General features: G+C 58.4%; 16 protein-coding genes. 4 read left to right on the top strand and 12 right to left on the bottom strand.

The features are described 5' to 3' along the window. Position 1: 1 nt before the first annotated feature. From livG to livK, 4 genes are all read right to left on the bottom strand, one after another. Positions 2-769, bottom strand: a complete 768-nt coding sequence (gene livG, locus R0140_RS01490) for a high-affinity branched-chain amino acid ABC transporter ATP-binding protein LivG (RefSeq protein ID WP_008806972.1) — start codon at positions 767-769, stop codon at positions 2-4. Further along, positions 766-2,043, bottom strand: a complete 1,278-nt coding sequence (livM, locus tag R0140_RS01485; protein WP_008806971.1) for a branched chain amino acid ABC transporter permease LivM — start codon at positions 2,041-2,043, stop codon at positions 766-768. Before livM ends, livG begins: the two co-directional genes overlap by 4 nt. Next, on the bottom strand, positions 2,040-2,966 hold the full coding sequence (gene livH, locus R0140_RS01480) for a high-affinity branched-chain amino acid ABC transporter permease LivH (protein ID WP_012540389.1): 927 nt from the start codon (positions 2,964-2,966) through the stop codon (positions 2,040-2,042). Before livH ends, livM begins: the two co-directional genes overlap by 4 nt. 61 nt (positions 2,967-3,027) lie before the next feature. Continuing rightward, positions 3,028-4,137 carry a high-affinity branched-chain amino acid ABC transporter substrate-binding protein LivK gene (gene livK, locus R0140_RS01475; RefSeq protein WP_002920808.1) on the bottom strand — a complete coding sequence of 370 codons (1,110 nt, stop codon included), beginning with the start codon at positions 4,135-4,137 and terminating at the stop codon, positions 3,028-3,030. Positions 4,138-4,560: 423 nt separating this feature from the next. Between livK and panM the strand changes: the two genes are divergently transcribed. Then, a complete protein-coding gene (panM, locus tag R0140_RS01470; protein ID WP_012540387.1) occupies positions 4,561-4,944 on the top strand; it encodes an aspartate 1-decarboxylase autocleavage activator PanM in 384 nt (127 codons plus the stop codon). A 647-nt stretch (positions 4,945-5,591) separates the two neighbouring features. Here panM and livJ read toward each other — a convergent pair. The 3 genes from livJ to R0140_RS01455 all read right to left on the bottom strand — a co-directional run bounded on the left by livJ (position 5,592) and on the right by R0140_RS01455 (position 9,610). Then, complete coding sequence (gene livJ / locus R0140_RS01465; protein WP_002920812.1) at positions 5,592-6,695, bottom strand: branched chain amino acid ABC transporter substrate-binding protein LivJ; 1,104 nt, start codon at positions 6,693-6,695, stop codon at positions 5,592-5,594. A 257-nt stretch (positions 6,696-6,952) separates the two neighbouring features. Continuing rightward, positions 6,953-8,197, bottom strand: coding sequence for an aromatic amino acid transport family protein (locus R0140_RS01460; protein WP_008806968.1), 1,245 nt, complete (start codon positions 8,195-8,197; stop codon positions 6,953-6,955). 147 nt (positions 8,198-8,344) lie between these two features. Next, complete coding sequence (locus tag R0140_RS01455) at positions 8,345-9,610, bottom strand: 4-aminobutyrate--2-oxoglutarate transaminase (RefSeq protein ID WP_032740291.1); 1,266 nt, start codon at positions 9,608-9,610, stop codon at positions 8,345-8,347. Positions 9,611-9,728: 118 nt separating this feature from the next. On the opposite strand from R0140_RS01455, the gene R0140_RS01450 reads away from it, so the two are divergent. Continuing rightward, positions 9,729-11,252, top strand: a complete 1,524-nt coding sequence (locus R0140_RS01450) for a MocR-like pyridoxine biosynthesis transcription factor PdxR (RefSeq protein ID WP_317703933.1) — start codon at positions 9,729-9,731, stop codon at positions 11,250-11,252. Positions 11,253-11,304: 52 nt separating this feature from the next. On the opposite strand, the gene rpoH is transcribed toward R0140_RS01450, so the two are convergent. The 4 genes from rpoH to ftsY all read right to left on the bottom strand — a co-directional run bounded on the left by rpoH (position 11,305) and on the right by ftsY (position 15,671). Beyond that, positions 11,305-12,159: an RNA polymerase sigma factor RpoH gene (gene rpoH, locus R0140_RS01445; RefSeq protein WP_002920815.1), complete on the bottom strand. Its 855-nt coding sequence runs from the start codon at positions 12,157-12,159 to the stop codon at positions 11,305-11,307. A gap of 269 nt (positions 12,160-12,428) precedes the next feature. Further along, a complete protein-coding gene (ftsX, locus tag R0140_RS01440; RefSeq protein WP_008806965.1) occupies positions 12,429-13,484 on the bottom strand; it encodes a permease-like cell division protein FtsX in 1,056 nt (351 codons plus the stop codon). Further along, positions 13,477-14,145 carry a cell division ATP-binding protein FtsE gene (ftsE, locus tag R0140_RS01435; RefSeq protein WP_008806964.1) on the bottom strand — a complete coding sequence of 223 codons (669 nt, stop codon included), beginning with the start codon at positions 14,143-14,145 and terminating at the stop codon, positions 13,477-13,479. The genes ftsX and ftsE overlap by 8 nt, the downstream gene beginning before the upstream one ends. 2 nt (positions 14,146-14,147) lie before the next feature. Then, positions 14,148-15,671 carry a signal recognition particle-docking protein FtsY gene (gene ftsY, locus R0140_RS01430; protein WP_012540382.1) on the bottom strand — a complete coding sequence of 508 codons (1,524 nt, stop codon included), beginning with the start codon at positions 15,669-15,671 and terminating at the stop codon, positions 14,148-14,150. A gap of 183 nt (positions 15,672-15,854) precedes the next feature. Here ftsY and rsmD point away from each other — a divergent pair, with 183 nt between their 5' ends. Together rsmD and R0140_RS01420 are read left to right on the top strand one after the other, a co-directional pair. After that, entirely contained in the window at positions 15,855-16,451 is a 597-nt protein-coding gene (gene rsmD, locus R0140_RS01425; RefSeq protein WP_002920820.1) for a 16S rRNA (guanine(966)-N(2))-methyltransferase, read from the top strand. Next, entirely contained in the window at positions 16,441-16,716 is a 276-nt protein-coding gene (locus tag R0140_RS01420) for a DUF1145 family protein (RefSeq protein WP_002920822.1), read from the top strand. Before rsmD ends, R0140_RS01420 begins: the two co-directional genes overlap by 11 nt. Positions 16,717-16,729: 13 nt before the next feature. Here R0140_RS01420 and R0140_RS01415 read toward each other — a convergent pair whose 3' ends face one another. Further along, positions 16,730-17,080, bottom strand: coding sequence for a DUF2500 domain-containing protein (locus R0140_RS01415; protein WP_004173989.1), 351 nt, complete (start codon positions 17,078-17,080; stop codon positions 16,730-16,732). Positions 17,081-17,104 lie beyond the last annotated feature (24 nt).

The raw sequence follows: 17,104 nt of genomic DNA, 5'->3' as shown, positions 1-17,104 counted from the left end.
CTTATGCCTCACCAAGGTATGCGCGGATCACGTCCGGGTTATTACGAATCTCTTCCGGCGTCCCGTTGGCCAGCGGCGTCCCCTGGTTCACGACGTAGATGCGATCGGAAATGCCCATCACCAGCTTCATATCGTGTTCGATAAGCAGAATGGTGGTGTTGTGATGGTTACGCAGCTCGGCGATAAGCTCGTCCAGCTCTTTGGTCTCTTTCGGGTTCAGCCCCGCCGCCGGTTCATCAAGCATAAGAATTTCCGGCTGGGTCACCATGCAGCGGGCAATCTCCAGCCGGCGCTGGTCGCCGTAGGCCAGGTTGCTGGCCTGGCGGTTGGCGTGCTCCAGCAGGCCGATACGCTCCAGCCAGGTGGCGGCCCGGTCCAGCGCTTCGCTCTGCGCCCGACGGAAGGCCGGCGTTTTCAGCAGGCCGGAGAAGAGCCCGGTTTTCAGCTGCTGATGTTGCGCCACCAGCAGGTTTTCAATCACCGTCATTTCGCGGAACAGACGCACGTGCTGGAAGGTTCGCACCACCCCCATCCGCGCAATCTGCTGACCCGGCAGCCCTTCCAGGTGCTGGTCGCGCAGCATAATGGTGCCGCCAGTGGGCTTGTAGAAACCGGTCAGGCAGTTAAAGACGGTGGTCTTCCCGGCGCCGTTGGGGCCGATCAGCGAGACAATCTCGCGCTCTCTGAGCTCCAGCGACACATTGTTGACGGCCAGCAGGCCGCCGAAACGCATCATCAGGCCGCTGACGGATAATAATGGCTGACTCATGCCTGCTCTCCTTTCGCCTGACCGTTTTTCAGCTTCAACTGCACGCGCGTCATTGGCAGAAGCCCCTGCGGACGCCAGATCATCATCAGCACCATCAGGCCGCCGAGCATTAACATGCTGTATTCGTTGAAGTCACGCATCAGCTCGCGCGAGACCACCAGCAGAATAGCCGCGAGGATCACCGCGAACTGCGAGCCCATCCCGCCCAGCACCACGATCGCCAGTACGAAGGCCGACTCAGCGAAGGTGAAGGACTCCGGGCTGACAAAGCCCTGGCGCGCAGCGAACAGCGTCCCGGCGAAGCCAGCAAACGCGGCGCTGATGGTAAAGGCGGTCAGCTTGATGCGCGTCGGGCTCAGGCCCAGCGAACGACAGGCGATCTCATCTTCACGCAGCGCTTCCCACGCCCGCCCCAGCGGCATTCGCAGCAGGCGGTTGATGACGAACAGGCTGAGCACGACCAGCAGCAGCGCCACCAGGTAGAGGAAAATCACCCGATCGGAGGGATCGTATTTGACGCCGAAGAAGTTGCTGAAGGTATCCCAGCCGCCTTCGCGGGCGGTACGGCTAAATTCAAGGCCGAAGAAAGTCGGTTTCGGGATCTGGCTGATGCCGTTCGGCCCGCCGGTGATCTCGGTATTGTTGAGCAGCAGAATACGCACAATTTCACCGAAGCCTAAGGTCACAATCGCCAGATAGTCGCCGCGCAGACGCAGCACCGGGAAGCCCAGCAGGAAGCCGGCCGCCGCGGAGACCAGGCCAGCCAGCGGCAGACAGGTCCAGAAGCCGAGACCGTAATAGTGGTTCAGCAGCGCGAAGGTATACGCGCCGATGGCGTAGAACCCGCCGTAGCCCAGCACCAGCAGGCCGGAAAGGCCGACCACCACGTTCAGCCCGAGGCCGAGGATGATATAGATCATCGTCAGGGTGGCGATATCCACCGTGCCGCGCGACACCATAAACGGCCAGGCCACGGCGATCACCAGCAGGGCTATCAGGAACAGCTTCTGCTTCACCGTTGAGCCGTCAATCGCCGGCATAATAAACTTCGGCCCGGAGACGTTCTTAACCGCTTTCTGGAACAGCGGCCGCAGCAGCTGGAAGAAAAAGACCACCGCGGTGCCGATAAAGATCCACTGCCAGCGAATATCGGCGGCGGTATCGACCACCAGCTTGGTGCCGTCCAGCTCCAGCTGCACGCCCATAAAGACGCCCGCCAGAATGAAGAACATCACGGCAGACAGCAGCGCCATTGCAATTTGCATCGGTTTCATACTTTTTCCACCTCCGGGCGGCCCAGAATGCCGGTCGGCATCACTAACAGCACCAGAATCAGCAGCGCGAAGGAAACGACGTCCTTATATTCAGTGCTGAGATAGGCAGAAGAGAGCGCCTCGGCAATACCCAGGATCAAGCCGCCGATCATTGCGCCAGGAATACTGCCGATACCGCCGAGCACGGCGGCGGTGAAGGCCTTCATCCCGGCCATAAAGCCGATATAGGGGTTAATCACGCCGTAGAACTGGCCGAGCAGCACGCCCGCCACCGCCGCCATCGCTGCGCCGATGACAAAAGTCAGGGCGATGACGCGGTCGGTGTTAATCCCGAGCAGGCTGGCCATTTTCAGGTCTTCGGCACAGGCGCGGCAGGCGCGCCCCATCCGCGAGTAGCGAATAAACAGCGTCAGGGCCAGCATGGCGATAAAGGTCACCACCCAGATCACCAGTTGCATGGTGGTGATCGTCGCGGAGAAGCTGTCGCTGTGGCCGACGATCCACTGGCCGTTAAACAGGCTTGGCAGCGCCACGTCGCGCGACCCCTGGGTCAGGCTGACGTAGTTCTGCAGGAAGATAGACATCCCGATAGCGGAGATCAGCGCAATCAGACGCTTAGAGTTACGCACCGGCCGATAGGCAACGCGCTCGATACTCCAGCCGTAGGCGCTGGCAATCACAATGGCGCCCACGAATCCGGCGGCGACCAGCAACCAGCTGGTGTCGATGCCCATCATCATCAGCGCGGCGATGATCATGAAGGAGACATAGCTGCCAATCATGTAGACCTCGCCGTGGGCGAAGTTGATCATGCCAATAATGCCGTACACCATCGTGTAGCCGATGGCGATCAGCGCGTAGGTACTGCCCAGCGTGACGCCGTTAAACATCTGCTGCAGAAAATAGAGAAACTGCTCGGACATAAGGTAACCTTTTTCAAACCGCCCGCGGTTCGCGGGCGGAGGGATAACTCGTCTTCAGCGCTTATTTCGCCGCGCTCGAAGAGCCGTCGGCGTGCCACTGGAAGACACCAAACTCAAATCCCTTCAGATCGCCTTTTTCATCCCAGGTCAGCGGCCCAATCACGGTTTTCGCCCCGTGCGCTTTCAAATCTTTGATTAAATCCAGCGGCTGCTGGCTGCCGGTTCTGTCCATCGCCTGCGCCAGCGACTGAACGGCGGCATAGGTGATCCAGACGTACGGCCCGCTCGGATCTTTCTTCTCCGCTTTCAGCGCGTTGACGATGGCGCTATTGGCAGGGTCCTGATCGTAGCGTTTTGGCATTGTCACCAGCATGCCTTCCGCCGCGGCGCCCGCGATATTGGACAGCGAGGCGTTGCCGACCCCTTCCGGCCCCATAAACACGGTTTTCAGCCCGACGGAGCGCGCCTGGCGCAGCATCTGGCCCATTTCCGGGTAGTAGCCGCCGTAGTAGACGAAGTCAATGTTCTCTTTCTTCAGGCGCGCCAGCAGGGCGGAGAAATCTTTTTCCCCCGCGGTGATGCCGTCGAAGAAGACGATATTGGCCCCGGCTTTCTTCAGGTTGTCCTGCACCGAACGCGCCAGCCCTTCGCCGTACTGCTGCTTGTCATGAATGATGGCGATACGCTGCGGTTTCACTTTCTCGACGATATATTTCGCCGCAGTCGGCCCCTGCGAGGAGTCGAGGCCGGCGGTACGCATGATGTACTGATAACCGCGCTGGGTCAGCTCCGGATTGGTCGCCCCGGGGGAGATCATCAGGATGCCTTCATCCTCATAGATGTCGGAAGCCGGCTGGGTGGAAGAGGAGCAGAGGTGGCCGATAACGTACTGAATGCCGTCGTTGACGATTTTGTTGGCCACCGCGACCGCTTGCTTCGGATCGCAGGCGTCGTCATATTCGACGGCCACCAGCTTGTCACCCTTAATACCGCCGCTGGCGTTGATGTCTTTAATCGCCTGACGCGCGCCATTGAACTCCATGTCGCCCCACTGGGCCACCGGACCCGACATCGCGCCGACCACGGCGACCTTAATATCCTTGGCCATCGCCGCGTGCGACATCGCTAATGCGACAATGCCCGCGACGATGGTTTTCGCGTTCCTTTTCATGCTGCAGAACCCCGTTCGTGATGTGGTGTAAATGTTTTGTATTTTTATGGTTAAAAAGCATTCTGTGCTTTTATTAAACAACGCCATTTTTACCATTGAGTTTAATGGTTTAGCGCAGCTTTTCACTAAAAAACAGATTAAAATCTCTATTTTTCAGTCGATTAAGCAAAGATAATATTCTGTATTTTGGTGAAGATAAACAAAAAAAAGTCCATCCTGCAGCATAAAATAACGATACATAAGGCGGAATAAAACGCTGCACATTAGGTTAAAATTCTGCTTATTTTTCGATCCATGACGGATTGCGCTACCCTGACTACATCCGGAAAACGAATCCCCTGATGTATGCGCAAAAAACAGCGCTCCGCCAGACAGCAATTTTGGGTACACTGGCGCCTCTGTTTTGCACTGGATTTGCCGCCCATGAAACTGACCATTATCCGTTTACAGCACTTCAGCGATCAGGATCGCATCGACCTGGGGAAAATCTGGCCGTCGCAGGATCTGTCGACCCTAACCCTGGACGAGAATCATCGTCTCTACGCCGCCCGCTTTAACGAACGCCTGCTGGGCGCCGTGCGCGTCACCCTGCGCGGCGTCGAAGCCGAGCTCAGCGATCTGTGCGTGCGTGAAGTGACCCGCCGCCGCGGCGTCGGGCAATACTTAGTGGAAGAGACGTTGCGTGATAACCCGGCCATCAATAGCTGGCGCGTCGCCGACCAAGGGGTGGAGGACCGCGGCGTGATGGCCGCATTTATGCAGGCGCTCGGCTTTAGCGCCCAGCAGACCGGTTGGGAAAAGCATTAAGCCGTAGCCCCAATATGCGGAGCATGACCAAGGAAGAACCCGGCGGCGCTTCGCTTAGCCGGGCTACCTGGCGACTGTAGCCCCGGTAAGCGCAGCACGACCGGGGTGCAGACAACGCATCTGCGGCGTGAAAGGCCCCCCACCCATTTAACCCAGCATTTCGCGTTGCAAAAAGGCGTCAAGACCCGAAATCCCCGGGAGCTTACATCAGTAAGTGACCGGGGTTGAGGGCCGCAGACAACGCATTTGCAGCGTGAAAGGCGCCCCCCATTTAACCCAGCATTTCGCGTTGCAAAAAGGCGTCAAGACCCGAAATTCCCGGGAGCTTACTCAGTAAGTGACCGTGGTTGAGGGCCGCAGACAACGCATTTGCAGCGTGAAAGGCGCCCCCCATTTAACCCAGCATTTCGCGTTGCAAAAAGGCGTCAAGACCCGAAATCCCCGGGAGCTTACATCAGTAAGTGACCGGGGTTGAGGGCCGCAGACAACGCATCGGCAGCGGGAAAGGCGCCCCCCACCCATTTAACCCAGCATTTCGCGTTGCAAAAAGGCGTCAAGACCCGAAATCCCCGGGAGCTTACATCAGTAAGTGACCGGGGTTGAGGGCCGCAGACAACGCATTTGCAGCGTGAAAGGCGCCGGTTAAATTATTTGGCGTCGGTCGCCGTACCGTTAGCATGCCAGGTAAAGACCCCGAACTCGAAGCCTTTCAGGTCGCCTTTCTGATCCCACGACAGCGGGCCCATCACGGTGTCTACCGTCGCGCCTTTCAGGTATTTAGCGATTTCCGCCGGATCGTCAGACTGATTCAGGCCCGCCTGCAGCGACTGCAGCGCCGCGTAGGTGGTCCACACGAAGGCGCCGCTCGGATCCTGTTTCTTCGCCTTGATCGCATCCACGATCGGTTTGTTCGCCGGCACCTGGTCGTAGTTCTTCGGCTTGGTCACCAGCAGGCCTTCCGCCGACTCGCCGGCGATGTTAGACAGGGAGACGTTCGCTACGCCTTCCGGGCCCATAAACTGGGTTTTCAGACCGGCAGCACGGGCCTGACGCAGGATCTGGCCCATTTCCGGGTGGTAGCCACCGTAGTAAACGAAATCGATATTCTCTTTCTTCAGGCGCGCCACCAGGGTGGAGAAATCTTTCTCACCGGCGGTGATGCCGTCGAAGAAGACCACGTTCGCCCCGCCTTTTTTCAGGCCATCCTGCACCGCACGGGCCAAACCTTCACCGTACTGCTGTTTATCATGTACCACAGCGATACGCTGCGGCTTCACTTTGTCGAGAATGTATTTCGCTGCGGTGGGTCCCTGATCGGAGTCCAGGCCGGTGGTGCGCAGGATCAGCTTATAGCCGCGCGCGGTCAGCTCCGGGGCAGTCGCTGCCGGCGTGATCATCAGAATGCCTTCGTCTTCATAGATGTCAGACGCCGGCTGAGTGGAAGAGGAGCACAGATGGCCGATAACGTATTTGATACCGTCGTTGACCACTTTGTTGGCGACCGCTACCGCCTGTTTCGGGTCGCAAGCGTCATCATATTTGACGATCTGCAGCTTATTGCCCTTGATGCCGCCCTTAGCGTTGATATCCGCTACCGCCTGCTCGGCACCGGTAAACTCCTGGTCGCCGTACTGAGCCACCGGGCCGGACATCGCCCCGACGACCGCGATTTTGATATCTTCCGCCAGCGCCGCGCTGCTCATAACTAAGGCAATACATCCTGCCAGTAACGCTTTACCCTTCATATTCATCCTGAGGCTCCCCATTATTATGGTTTTTGCATTTGTTGTGATGTTGTTTTTTAGCGCATTATTTTGTTTATATCGATAGGAAAAGCATATGATAGCTAATCCACCGGGGGCTGCTCGCGCTTTTGCAGCACACTATGCTAAACATACCGTCATTCTGAGGAATTTGAAACGACTAAATTGCGGGCTATGTAACAGATAAGTGACAAATAAAAAAACCGCGCCAGCATGAACCGGACGCGGTGCAAAACAGGCCCTGATTACCAGCCAGCGGGCAGGTAGCCTACCGCGGACGCTATCGCGTAGACGGCGCTGCAAAGATACAACAACACAATGAAGCATTGGATAAGCGGATGGGTCATCCAGGCCGGACAGGTCCAGCCAGGGGTCAGATCGCCACGCTGGCGGGCGCCCTTCAGCATCAGGATCGGCATAATTGATAAAATGACGCCGCTGAACACTCCGGCAAAATAGAGCGCGTTGACGAAAGAAACCATGCCGCTATAGGCCAGCACGAACGGCGGGATCGCCACCACCAGCAGCACCATCAGGCGCCGGGCGGGCTGTTCGTCATTCCCCAGGCGGAACTGATCGAAGATATTGGTCAGAAAGCTGCCGCCCAGCCCCCAGTAAGAGGTCAGCATGGCGCACAGCGCAAACAGGTTGGCCGAGAAGAACGCCCATTCGCCAAGCGCCCGGCCCCAGGAGATGGTGGCCACATCCGAGATATTGTCCAGGCCATTAAGCGAGATAACCGATAGCGGCACCAGCGCCAGCAGGGCAAAGGTCAAAGCCATACCGACCATAATGGCCCTGGGCAATTTTTCCGGTTTGTCGGCGAAGCCCCGCGCCATCTCCGGCACGATATACTGTGCCGAGAAGCAGAATGCCACGACATTGAAGACCGGAACCATATACAGCCAGTTGCCGTCGAGCAGATAGCCCACGCGGGTGGTCTCTTTCAACAGCGTGGCAATCACCAGCACCGAGATCATCACCACCATACCGATGCTGATAAATTTCTCGCCGCGGCCAATCGCCTTCAGGCCCAGGTAGAGCACCCCTGCCGCCGGGACGAAAAACAGCACGCTGCCCAGCGCCGGCGAGATGCCAAACAACGAGTGCAGCAGCTTGCCGCTGCCGGTCATATAAGCCGTCAATGCGCCGACGCTGTTGACGCAAACGGAGAGGAACATCATCAGCGCGCCAAAGCCGCCGACGTAGCGCTTCGATAAACCGCTGAGCTGCAGATGTTTACGGGTGCGGAGCGTGGATTCCGCGACATAGAGCATAGTCACCGTCGTCAGGCTGCCCACCAGCACCAGCCAGAACAGCAGCGGTAAGAAGCCCGCTTTGCTCGACGCATAGGCGATAGAGAGGACACCCGCACCGATATTGGTACCGACAATCATCGATACCCCTTCGATGAAGCTCAGAGATTTTGTAGGGACAGCCGTACGTTCCCGGCCGGTGAGGACGGGAGAAAAGGTGGAGTTTTCAGACATAATACTTTCCGTTTTACTCCGGCGGTTTTTACCGCCGGAAAAAAGGTGATATCAGGGTGATAAACCACTCACGCTGAGCATGAACAGCTGGCTGCGGCGTCCTGTTTCTGTTCGGCTTCCGTGCCGCCGCAGCCCGCCGGGGAGACGTTAGCTCTTCAGGATGCGCGCCAGAATATCCAGCGCTTTCGAGAACTGGGCGTCGGGGATAGTCAACGGATACAGGAAGCGGATCACGTTGCCGTAGACGCCACAGCTCAGCAGCAGCAGGCCGTTTTCCTGCGCTTTCTGTTGCACCTGGCGGGTGAACTCCGGCGACGGCTCGCCAGTTTGCGGATCGTTAAACTCCACCGCCACCATCGACCCCCGGCCACGGACATCAACGATCGCCGGGCAGGTGGCGCGCGCCTGGTTGAGCACCTCCTGCAGATGGCTACCCAGCTGTTCAGCCCGTTGACACAGCTGCTCTTCGGCAATGACATCCAGCACCGCGTGCGCCGCGGCCACCGCCAGCGGGTTACCGGCATAGGTTCCGCCCAGCCCGCCTGGGGCTGGCGCATCCATCACCTCGGCGCGACCGACAACGCCCGACAGCGGGAAACCGCCGGCGAGGCTTTTCGCCATCGTCATCAGATCCGGTTTCACCTGATAGTGCTGCATAGCGAACAGCTTGCCGGTGCGGGCGAAACCGGTCTGCACTTCATCAGCGATCAGCAGAATACCGTGGGTATCGCACAGATCGCGCAGCGCCTGCATAAAATCGGCCGGCGCGACGTTAAAGCCGCCTTCCCCCTGGATCGGCTCGAGGATGATGGCCGCTACCTGGTCCGGCGCAATATCCGCTTTGAAAATGCGCTCCAGGCTTTTCAGCGCATCCGCGGTGGTCACGCCGTGCGCCGCATTCGGGTAGACACCGTGATACACCGAGCCCGGGAAGGGCCCGAAGCCGATTTTGTAGGGCGCGACCTTACCGGTGAGGGCCATGGTCATAAAGGTACGGCCGTGGAAGCCGCCGCCGAAAGTAATTAGTCCAGGGCGGCCGGTGTAAGCGCGGGCAATTTTCACTGCGTTCTCAACCGCTTCCGCGCCGGTGGTGAAGAAAGCCGTTTTTGCCGGCCCGTCAATTGGCGCCAGATCGTTGATACGCTCCGCCAGCGAAACATAGCTTTCGTACGGCACAATCTGATAGGCGGTGTGGGTGAACGCCTGCAGCTGATCGGCGACCGCGGCGACCACTTTCGGATGACGGTGACCGGTATTTAACACGGCGATCCCGGCGGCGAAATCGATCACCTCATTACCTTCGATATCCCACAGCGTGGCGTTTTCCGCCTTCTCGACAAAGTAGTTACACATTACGCCTACGCCGCGCGGCGTCGCCTGCTGGCGACGTTGATTCAGTTCTGAGCTTTTCACCTGCGAATCTCCTGTCGTGTATGTCACGTTATCGCAACAAATTAGAAACGATGTCGTTTATTTACACAGGAGTTGGCCCTATAATCGAGTACCAATTTAGAATATCTGAGGGATCCAATTGCGTTCGCTGGTGGGTGACCTGGTGCTGGTCCGTCTGCAGGAAGAGCGGGATCCTCTTCTGCACAAACGCTTATATAACGCGCTGCGCCGCGCGATCCTCGATGGTTCGCTGGCGCCGCAAAGCCGCCTGCCGCCGTCGCGCGATCTGGCGGGTGAACTCGGCGTATCAAGAAACACCATATTAACAACTTATGAACAATTACTGGCGGAAGGATATGTGGTTTCCCGCCGGGGAAGTGGAACATTCGTTGCCAAAACCGCCCCTGAGAGCTCATTGACGGCTAAAGGTCAGCAAGAAAACAGCAGTATCGCGGCACCGACGGTGCATCTTTCACGCCGAGGCCAACATCTGCTCGGCCAGGTCAGCGCCAGCCCGCGCCAGTGGGGGGCGTTTATACCCGGCGTGCCGGACGTTAACGCCTTTCCCCACCCGCTGTTCAGTAAGATCCAGGCCCGTATCAGCCGTCGGCCCAAGCCGGAGCGGCTCAGCTATAGCTGCAACGGTGGCACCCCGGAACTGCAGCAGGCGCTGGTGGATTATCTGCGCGTGTCGCGCGGCGTCCACTGTCAGGCAGATCAAATTCTTATCACCGAGGGGATCCACCAGGCGATCGATCTGGTCACCCGCATGCTGTGTGATAACGGCGATCTGGCGTGGGTGGAGGAGCCTTCCTATTGGGGGATCCGCCACGTGCTGGCGATGAACGACGTTCGGGTGGAACCCCTGACCGTCGATGCCAACGGCCTGTGCCCGCCGGAAACGGTTGACGACGCGCCGAGGCTCATCTTCGTTACGCCTTCCCACCAGTACCCGCTGGGCGCGGTGATGAGCCTTGAGCGCCGCCAGCGACTGCTGGCGCTCGCCCGTCAGCAGGGGAGCTGGATCGTCGAAGATGATTATGACAGTGAGTTTCGCTTTTCCGGCCAGCCGATCCCCGCCCTGCAGGGTCTGGTCCCCGATGCCCCGGTGGTCTATATCGGCACCTTCAGCAAAACGCTCTATCCCGGCCTGCGCCTGGGCTACGTGGTGCTCCCCCGTCCGCTGGTCAGCGATCTGAAGCACGCCCATGCCGAGCTTTACCGCGGCGGCCATTCGCTGATCCAGATGGCGCTGGCGGAGTTTATTACCGCCGGCCACTATTCGGCCCATATCCGCCGTATGCGGTTGCTCTACAGCCGTCGCCGCGCCTTTTTAACTGAGCTTATCCAGCGGCACTGTATGCCGTACGCCCTGTCTGACTTCAGCGATAATGCCGGGCTGCATTTGATCCTCAATTTGCCCGCAGAGGCTGACGATGTGGCGATTGCCAAAGAGGCTAATGCGCGCCACATTCTGGTGCGGCCACTGTCGCGCTACTACCTGACGGCGGCGCGGAAGAAAGGATTACTGATGGGATTCGCCAGCCAGCCCGAAGAGCAGATGGCGCCGGCGTTCAGCATCTTACTCGGCTGCCTGCAGACGCACTGCCCGCAGATGCTCCTGCCCCGGGAGGACGCAGAAAAACAAAACGCCCCAACCTGAGGCGGGGCGTTATCGGGGAGCCTGATATCAGGTATCAGGCAGGCGTGGCGTATCAGGCTTCGATAGCGGCACGCAGTTTTTTCATGGCGTTCTTTTCCAGCTGACGCACACGCTCTGCGGAGACGCCGTAGCGGTCGGCCAGTTCCTGAAGCGTGGACTTGTTGTCTTCGTCCAGCCAGCGGGCGCGGATGATGTCCTGGCTACGCTCGTCCAGGCCCTGCATCGCGTCAGTCAGCTTATTCGCCGCCTGCTCTTCCCAGTTGTCGTCTTCGATGCCGTCGGCAAAGTTAGACGTTTTGTCCTGCAGATACAGGACCGGCGCCATCGGCTGGCTGTCGGACTCATCGTCGGAAGACATGTCGAAGGTCATGTCCTGGGCCGCCATGCGGGATTCCATCTCGCGGACGTCTTTGCTCGACACTCCCAGCTCACGGGCCACCATTTCCACTTCATCCTGGTTGAACCAACCCAGACGCTGTTTGGTTTTACGCAGGTTAAAGAACAGCTTACGCTGTGCTTTGGTGGTAGCGACCTTCACAATACGCCAGTTACGCAGCACGTATTCGTGAATTTCGGCTTTAATCCAGTGCACGGCGAAGGAGACCAGGCGCACACCCACTTCCGGGTTGAAGCGACGCACGGCTTTCATCAGGCCGATATTGCCTTCCTGGATCAGATCCGCCTGCGGCAGGCCATAGCCCGAGTAGTTACGAGCAATGTGAACAACAAAGCGCAGGTGAGACAGAATCAGCTTTTTCGCTGCTTCCAGATCGCCCTGGTAATGCAGCTTTTCAGCAAGCTCCCGCTCTTCATCAGCCGACAGCATCGGCCAAGTGTTAGCGGCCCGGATGTACGATTCCAGGTTACCAACGGGGGCTAAAGCTAAAGTTTGCATTTCTTTGGTCATTCAAATCCTCTCAATTGATATCTTCTGACGCGTTCTTGTCCCCATCAGGCAACAAGCATGCCAGCATTCATGAGCAACGAGAATATCACTCACATTAGTATCAGACAGTGATTTTATCCACAAGTTCCATGCAACGGTGTGAATAAATTACGCACAAAATGTGACACCACGATGAACAAGTGAGGGCAGGAAAAGGAGAACAAGCTTGCGGTATCTTTCCCTGCGAACAGGAACTCATTGCAGCAGGGAAAGATTATATCACGCTTTTTTTAATCGGGAGTAAAGTGACGTAAATGTTGCACTGTCGCCAGCCAGGCGGCGACCCACCCGATCATCGAGCAGACAATCAGCATCAACAGGCACTCGTCGAAGCCCAGGCCGCTCAGCTCAAACTGGGTGCCGAACACTTTCGCCACTTCGGTCACTGCCGACGAGAGGCGCATCACCAGAATCTCCGACAGGATCAGCGATAAAAACGCGCCGGAGAAGCCCAGCATCGCTCCGCCGTAGAGGAACGGACGCAGGATAAAGCCGTCGGTGGCGCCGATCAGCTTCTGCACGTTAATGGTATCGCGGCGGGCAAAGATGCTCAGGCGCACGCTGTTGCCGATCACCAGGAACACCGCCGCCACCATCAGCACGCCGATCATCGCCGACACGCGGCCTACCAGCCCGGTAAGCGAGGAGAGACGGGCAAACCAGCTGTCGTCCATCCGCACCTCATCCACCCCCTGGATCCGCGATACCCGCTCGCGCAGGGTATTGAGCGCTTCCGTGCTCTGGAAATCCAGCTTCGGCACCACGATGGCGACCGCTGGCAGCGGGTTCTCTTCCAGCATATCCAGTGCGCCGCCAAAGCCTGACCAGTTACGGAATTCACCCAGCGCCTCGTCACGGGACAAATAGTTTACCTTGTCGACGCCCTGCTCCGCCTGCAGCTGGCCCACCACCCGCGCCGCGGCGTCGTCATCCAGCGTTTTTTCCAGATAAACGGTGATCTGCGGCGATGGATAATACTGTGACGCCGCGCTGCTGACGTTTTTGTAGACCATGTAGCAGACGCTTGGCAGGGTCAACGAAATGGCGATGACCATCACCGTCAGGAAGGTCGCCAGCGGCGTGCTTTTGAGATCCTGCAACGCGCCGTGCCAGGCATAGCGCACCTGTTCGTTGAACACGTTACTCTTACGCGAGGCCGGGTTAGGCGCCGCTTTCGGCCGTTTTGGCGCATTGCGCCCGCCGCCGCTGCCGCCCGCCGCGTTGCGCAGGCGATCGAACTTACTGCCGAACTGGCGAATCTGGTTCATTGCGTCGCGCTTATTCACCCCGAATGCCTCCATGCAGATGGCCGTCGCTGAGCGACAGCACGCGGTACGGACGACTGGAGATAAGCCCCAGATCGTGCGTCGCCATCAGTACCGTCACCCCAACGCGGTTAAACTCTTCAAACAGACGTAAAATCCCCTCCGAGAGCGCCTCGTCGAGGTTACCGGTCGGTTCATCCGCCAGCAGCACCGCCGGCTTGTTGACCACCGCGCGGGCTATACCGACGCGCTGCTGCTCACCGCCGGAGAGCTGAATCGGAAAGTTCTTCGCTTTGTCCAGCAGGCCGACCTTGTCCAGCGCCGCCGAGACGCGGCGACGAATGTCATCGCCGCTGGCGCCGGCGATAATCAGCGGGATCGCCACGTTGTCATACACGGTACGATCCATCAGCAAATGGTGGTCCTGGAAAATCATGCCGATCTGGCGGCGCAGGAACGGCACCTCACGGCTCTTCAGGCGGCTGATTTCATGACCGCTGAAGAAAATTTTCCCGGCGCTGGGCCGTTCGATACCACAGATAAGCTTCAGCAGGGTACTCTTCCCTGCGCCGGAATGGCCGGTCAGAAACGCCATCTCGCCCGGCTGCAGGTGGAAGGTCACCCCCTGCAGCGCTTGTCTCCCACCGAGATAGGCTTTGCTGACTTGTTCAAAGCGAATCATTCTTAATCCTCTCGGGCAAAAAGTGCCTCAATAAAGTCGCCCGCATTAAACGGACGCAGATCCTCAATACGCTCGCCGACGCCAATATAGCGAATCGGAATGCCGAACTGATCGGCCACCGAGAAGATCACGCCGCCTTTGGCGGTGCCGTCCAGCTTGGTCAGGGTGATCCCGGTCAATCCTACCGCCTCATGGAACAGTTTGGCCTGGCTAATGGCATTCTGCCCGGTGCTGGCGTCAATAGTTAACATCACCTCATGCGGCGCGTCGACGTCCAGTTTTTTCATCACCCGGACAATCTTCTTCAGCTCTTCCATCAGGTGCGATTTATTCTGCAGACGCCCGGCGGTGTCGGCAATCAGTACGTCAACATGGCGCGCCTTCGCCGCCTGAATGGCGTCGAAAATCACCGAGGCGGAGTCCGCGCCGGTATGCTGGGCGATCACCGGGATATTGTTACGCTGACCCCAGACCTGCAGCTGTTCCACCGCCGCCGCGCGGAAGGTATCCCCCGCCGCCAGCATCACCGATTTACCCTGCTGCTCAAACTGACGCGCCAGCTTGCCGATGGTGGTGGTTTTCCCCACCCCGTTTACGCCGACCATCAAAATAACAAATGGCGTTTTGCCTTCTACGTTCAGCGGCTCATCCACTTTGGCGAGAATCTCGCCCATCTCTTCTTTCAGCAGGCCGTACAGCGCTTCCGCATCGCGCAGTTGCTTACGGCTGGCGCCTTCCGTCAGGTTGGTAATGATCTTGCGAGTGGTTTCCACCCCGACGTCGGCGATCAGCAGTTGCTCTTCCAGCTCTTCAAATAGATCATCGTCGATCTTCTTGCCGCGGAACAGGCTGATAAATCCGGAACCAAGATTTTCTTTGGTTTTCAGAAGGCTACGCTTGAGGCGGGCGAAAAAGCCTTCTTTCGTCGGTTTTTCCTGCTCCTGAGCCAGCGCTTCCACCGGCGCCTCGTCCTCGGGCTCCGGCACCACGACCGCCGCCTCTTCGGCCGCCTCGGCCGCCAGCGCCAGTGCTTCCAGCTCTTCATCGCTTAACGGGGCGTCCTCTTCAGGGACATCCGTCTCCTGCGGCTCGGCGATAACGTCTGCCACAGGCTGCTCTGCTACGGCTTCCGCCACCACCGGTTCGGCGATCACCTCTTCCGCCAGCGGCTCAACCACCGCAGGCTGTTCAGGCGGTTCGCTGACCGCGGGCTCCGGTTCAACAACAGGCGCGTCTCCGGTCAGAGCAGGCGTTTCCACCCCCTCTTCTTCCTGCACGCTGGCAGGCTCCGCGAGGTGCGCTTTTTCGCTTTCGACCACCGTCTCGGTCACTTCGACGACATCTTCGGCAAACGCCTCCGGGTCTGCTTTCGGCGCGCTCGGCTCAGCAGGGGTTTCCGCTACCGGCGTCTCATCGGCAACTGCTTGTTGTTCTTCTACTTTTTGTTCAGTCTCGGTTTCCTGTGCCTGTTCTTTCTGTCCAAAGCCCAGCCAGGAAAAGAAGCCACGTTTTTTCTCTTTTGCCATTTGCGACCACACTCCTCGCTGTTTTATTCATGGCGCAGCTTCATCAGAAGCTGAAAAAATGATGAAATTAGTCGGATAGTCTATCACTTAACTTAACTCGCAGCACCGCCCCCGGATTAAGGTTTCGTCAACCGCCGTCGATCGCTAGAATAGCAGGCCGGAAGTTGAGACTTGAGCAGAGAGATGAAAAAACCAAACCACGCGGGCAGCGGCCAGATCCGCATTATCGGTGGGCAATGGCGCGGCCGTAAATTACCGGTGCCGGAGAGCCCGGGCCTGCGGCCGACCACCGACCGGGTTCGCGAAACCCTTTTTAACTGGCTGGCGCCGTCCATCGTTGACGCGCACTGCCTCGACTGCTTTGCCGGCAGCGGCGCGCTGGGGCTGGAGGCGCTGTCCCGCTATGCGGCCAGCACCACGCTACTGGAGATGGAGCGCGGCGTAGCCCAGCAGTTGCAAAAAAATCTCGCCACCCTGAAAGCGGATCGCGGCAAGGTGATCACCACCAACACCCTCAGCTTCCTGAGCCAGCCGGGGACACCGCACCAGATCGTGTTCGTCGACCCGCCGTTCCGTCAGGGGCTGCTGGAGGAGACGCTACGTCTGCTGGAGACACAAGGCTGGCTGGCCGATGAGGCCCTGGTGTATGTCGAAAGCGAAGTCGAAAACGGTTTACCGCCGGTGCCCGCTAACTGGCAGCTGTATCGTGAAAAAGTGGCCGGACAGGTCGCCTACCGTCTTTACCAACGTGAGGCCCAAGGAGAGCACCATGCTGATTAATTTAGGCCGCCTGCTGATGCTGTGCGTCTGGGCCTTTCTGTTATTGAACCTGTTTCAGCCCTTCCCGAAGCCGCTGAATATCTTCGTCAACGTCGCGCTGATTTTCATGATCCTGATGCACGGGCTGCAGTTGACGCTGCTCAAGGCGACGCAGCCGAAAGAGGCGCCGCCGCTGAGCCGCTTTGAGCAAATCCGCATTTTTATCTTCGGCGTGTTTGAGCTCGTCGCCTGGCAGAAAAAACTGAAGGCGACGCTGAAAAAGTAGTCCTGAAAAGGGCTCAGGGATCGGGAGTAAACGCCACGAACGCTGTGCCCTTATAACTCAACATCCCGCGATCGCCCACGCTCAGCGCATGATATTGCGGCGCGTCGAGGCGAAACACCACCTCCAGCCCACCGTTTTCGGGGCGAAAGCTCGCTTCATAGCGCATCTCACTGCCTGCGGGCGTCACCGTCTGCTGCCGCGAGCGCCGATCGTTAATCACTTTTTCCCGTTTATTGCTGACGATAACCCGCTTTTGTAGCAACGGCGCGGCGTCATTCGCCTGTTTCTCACGGCGCTGCTGGACATAGCGAAACGAAGCCGCCACCACAATCACCGCGACGACCAGAACAAAAAAGAGGGGCATTTTACTCATCAAGGTTACCCATAA

It is taken from the genome of Klebsiella sp. w6 (assembly GCF_033100215.1).
GTDB lineage: Bacteria > Pseudomonadota > Gammaproteobacteria > Enterobacterales > Enterobacteriaceae > Klebsiella > Klebsiella variicola.
The sequence above is the reverse complement of the archived record's forward strand: the minus strand, read 5'-3'. Positions and strand labels throughout refer to the sequence as shown.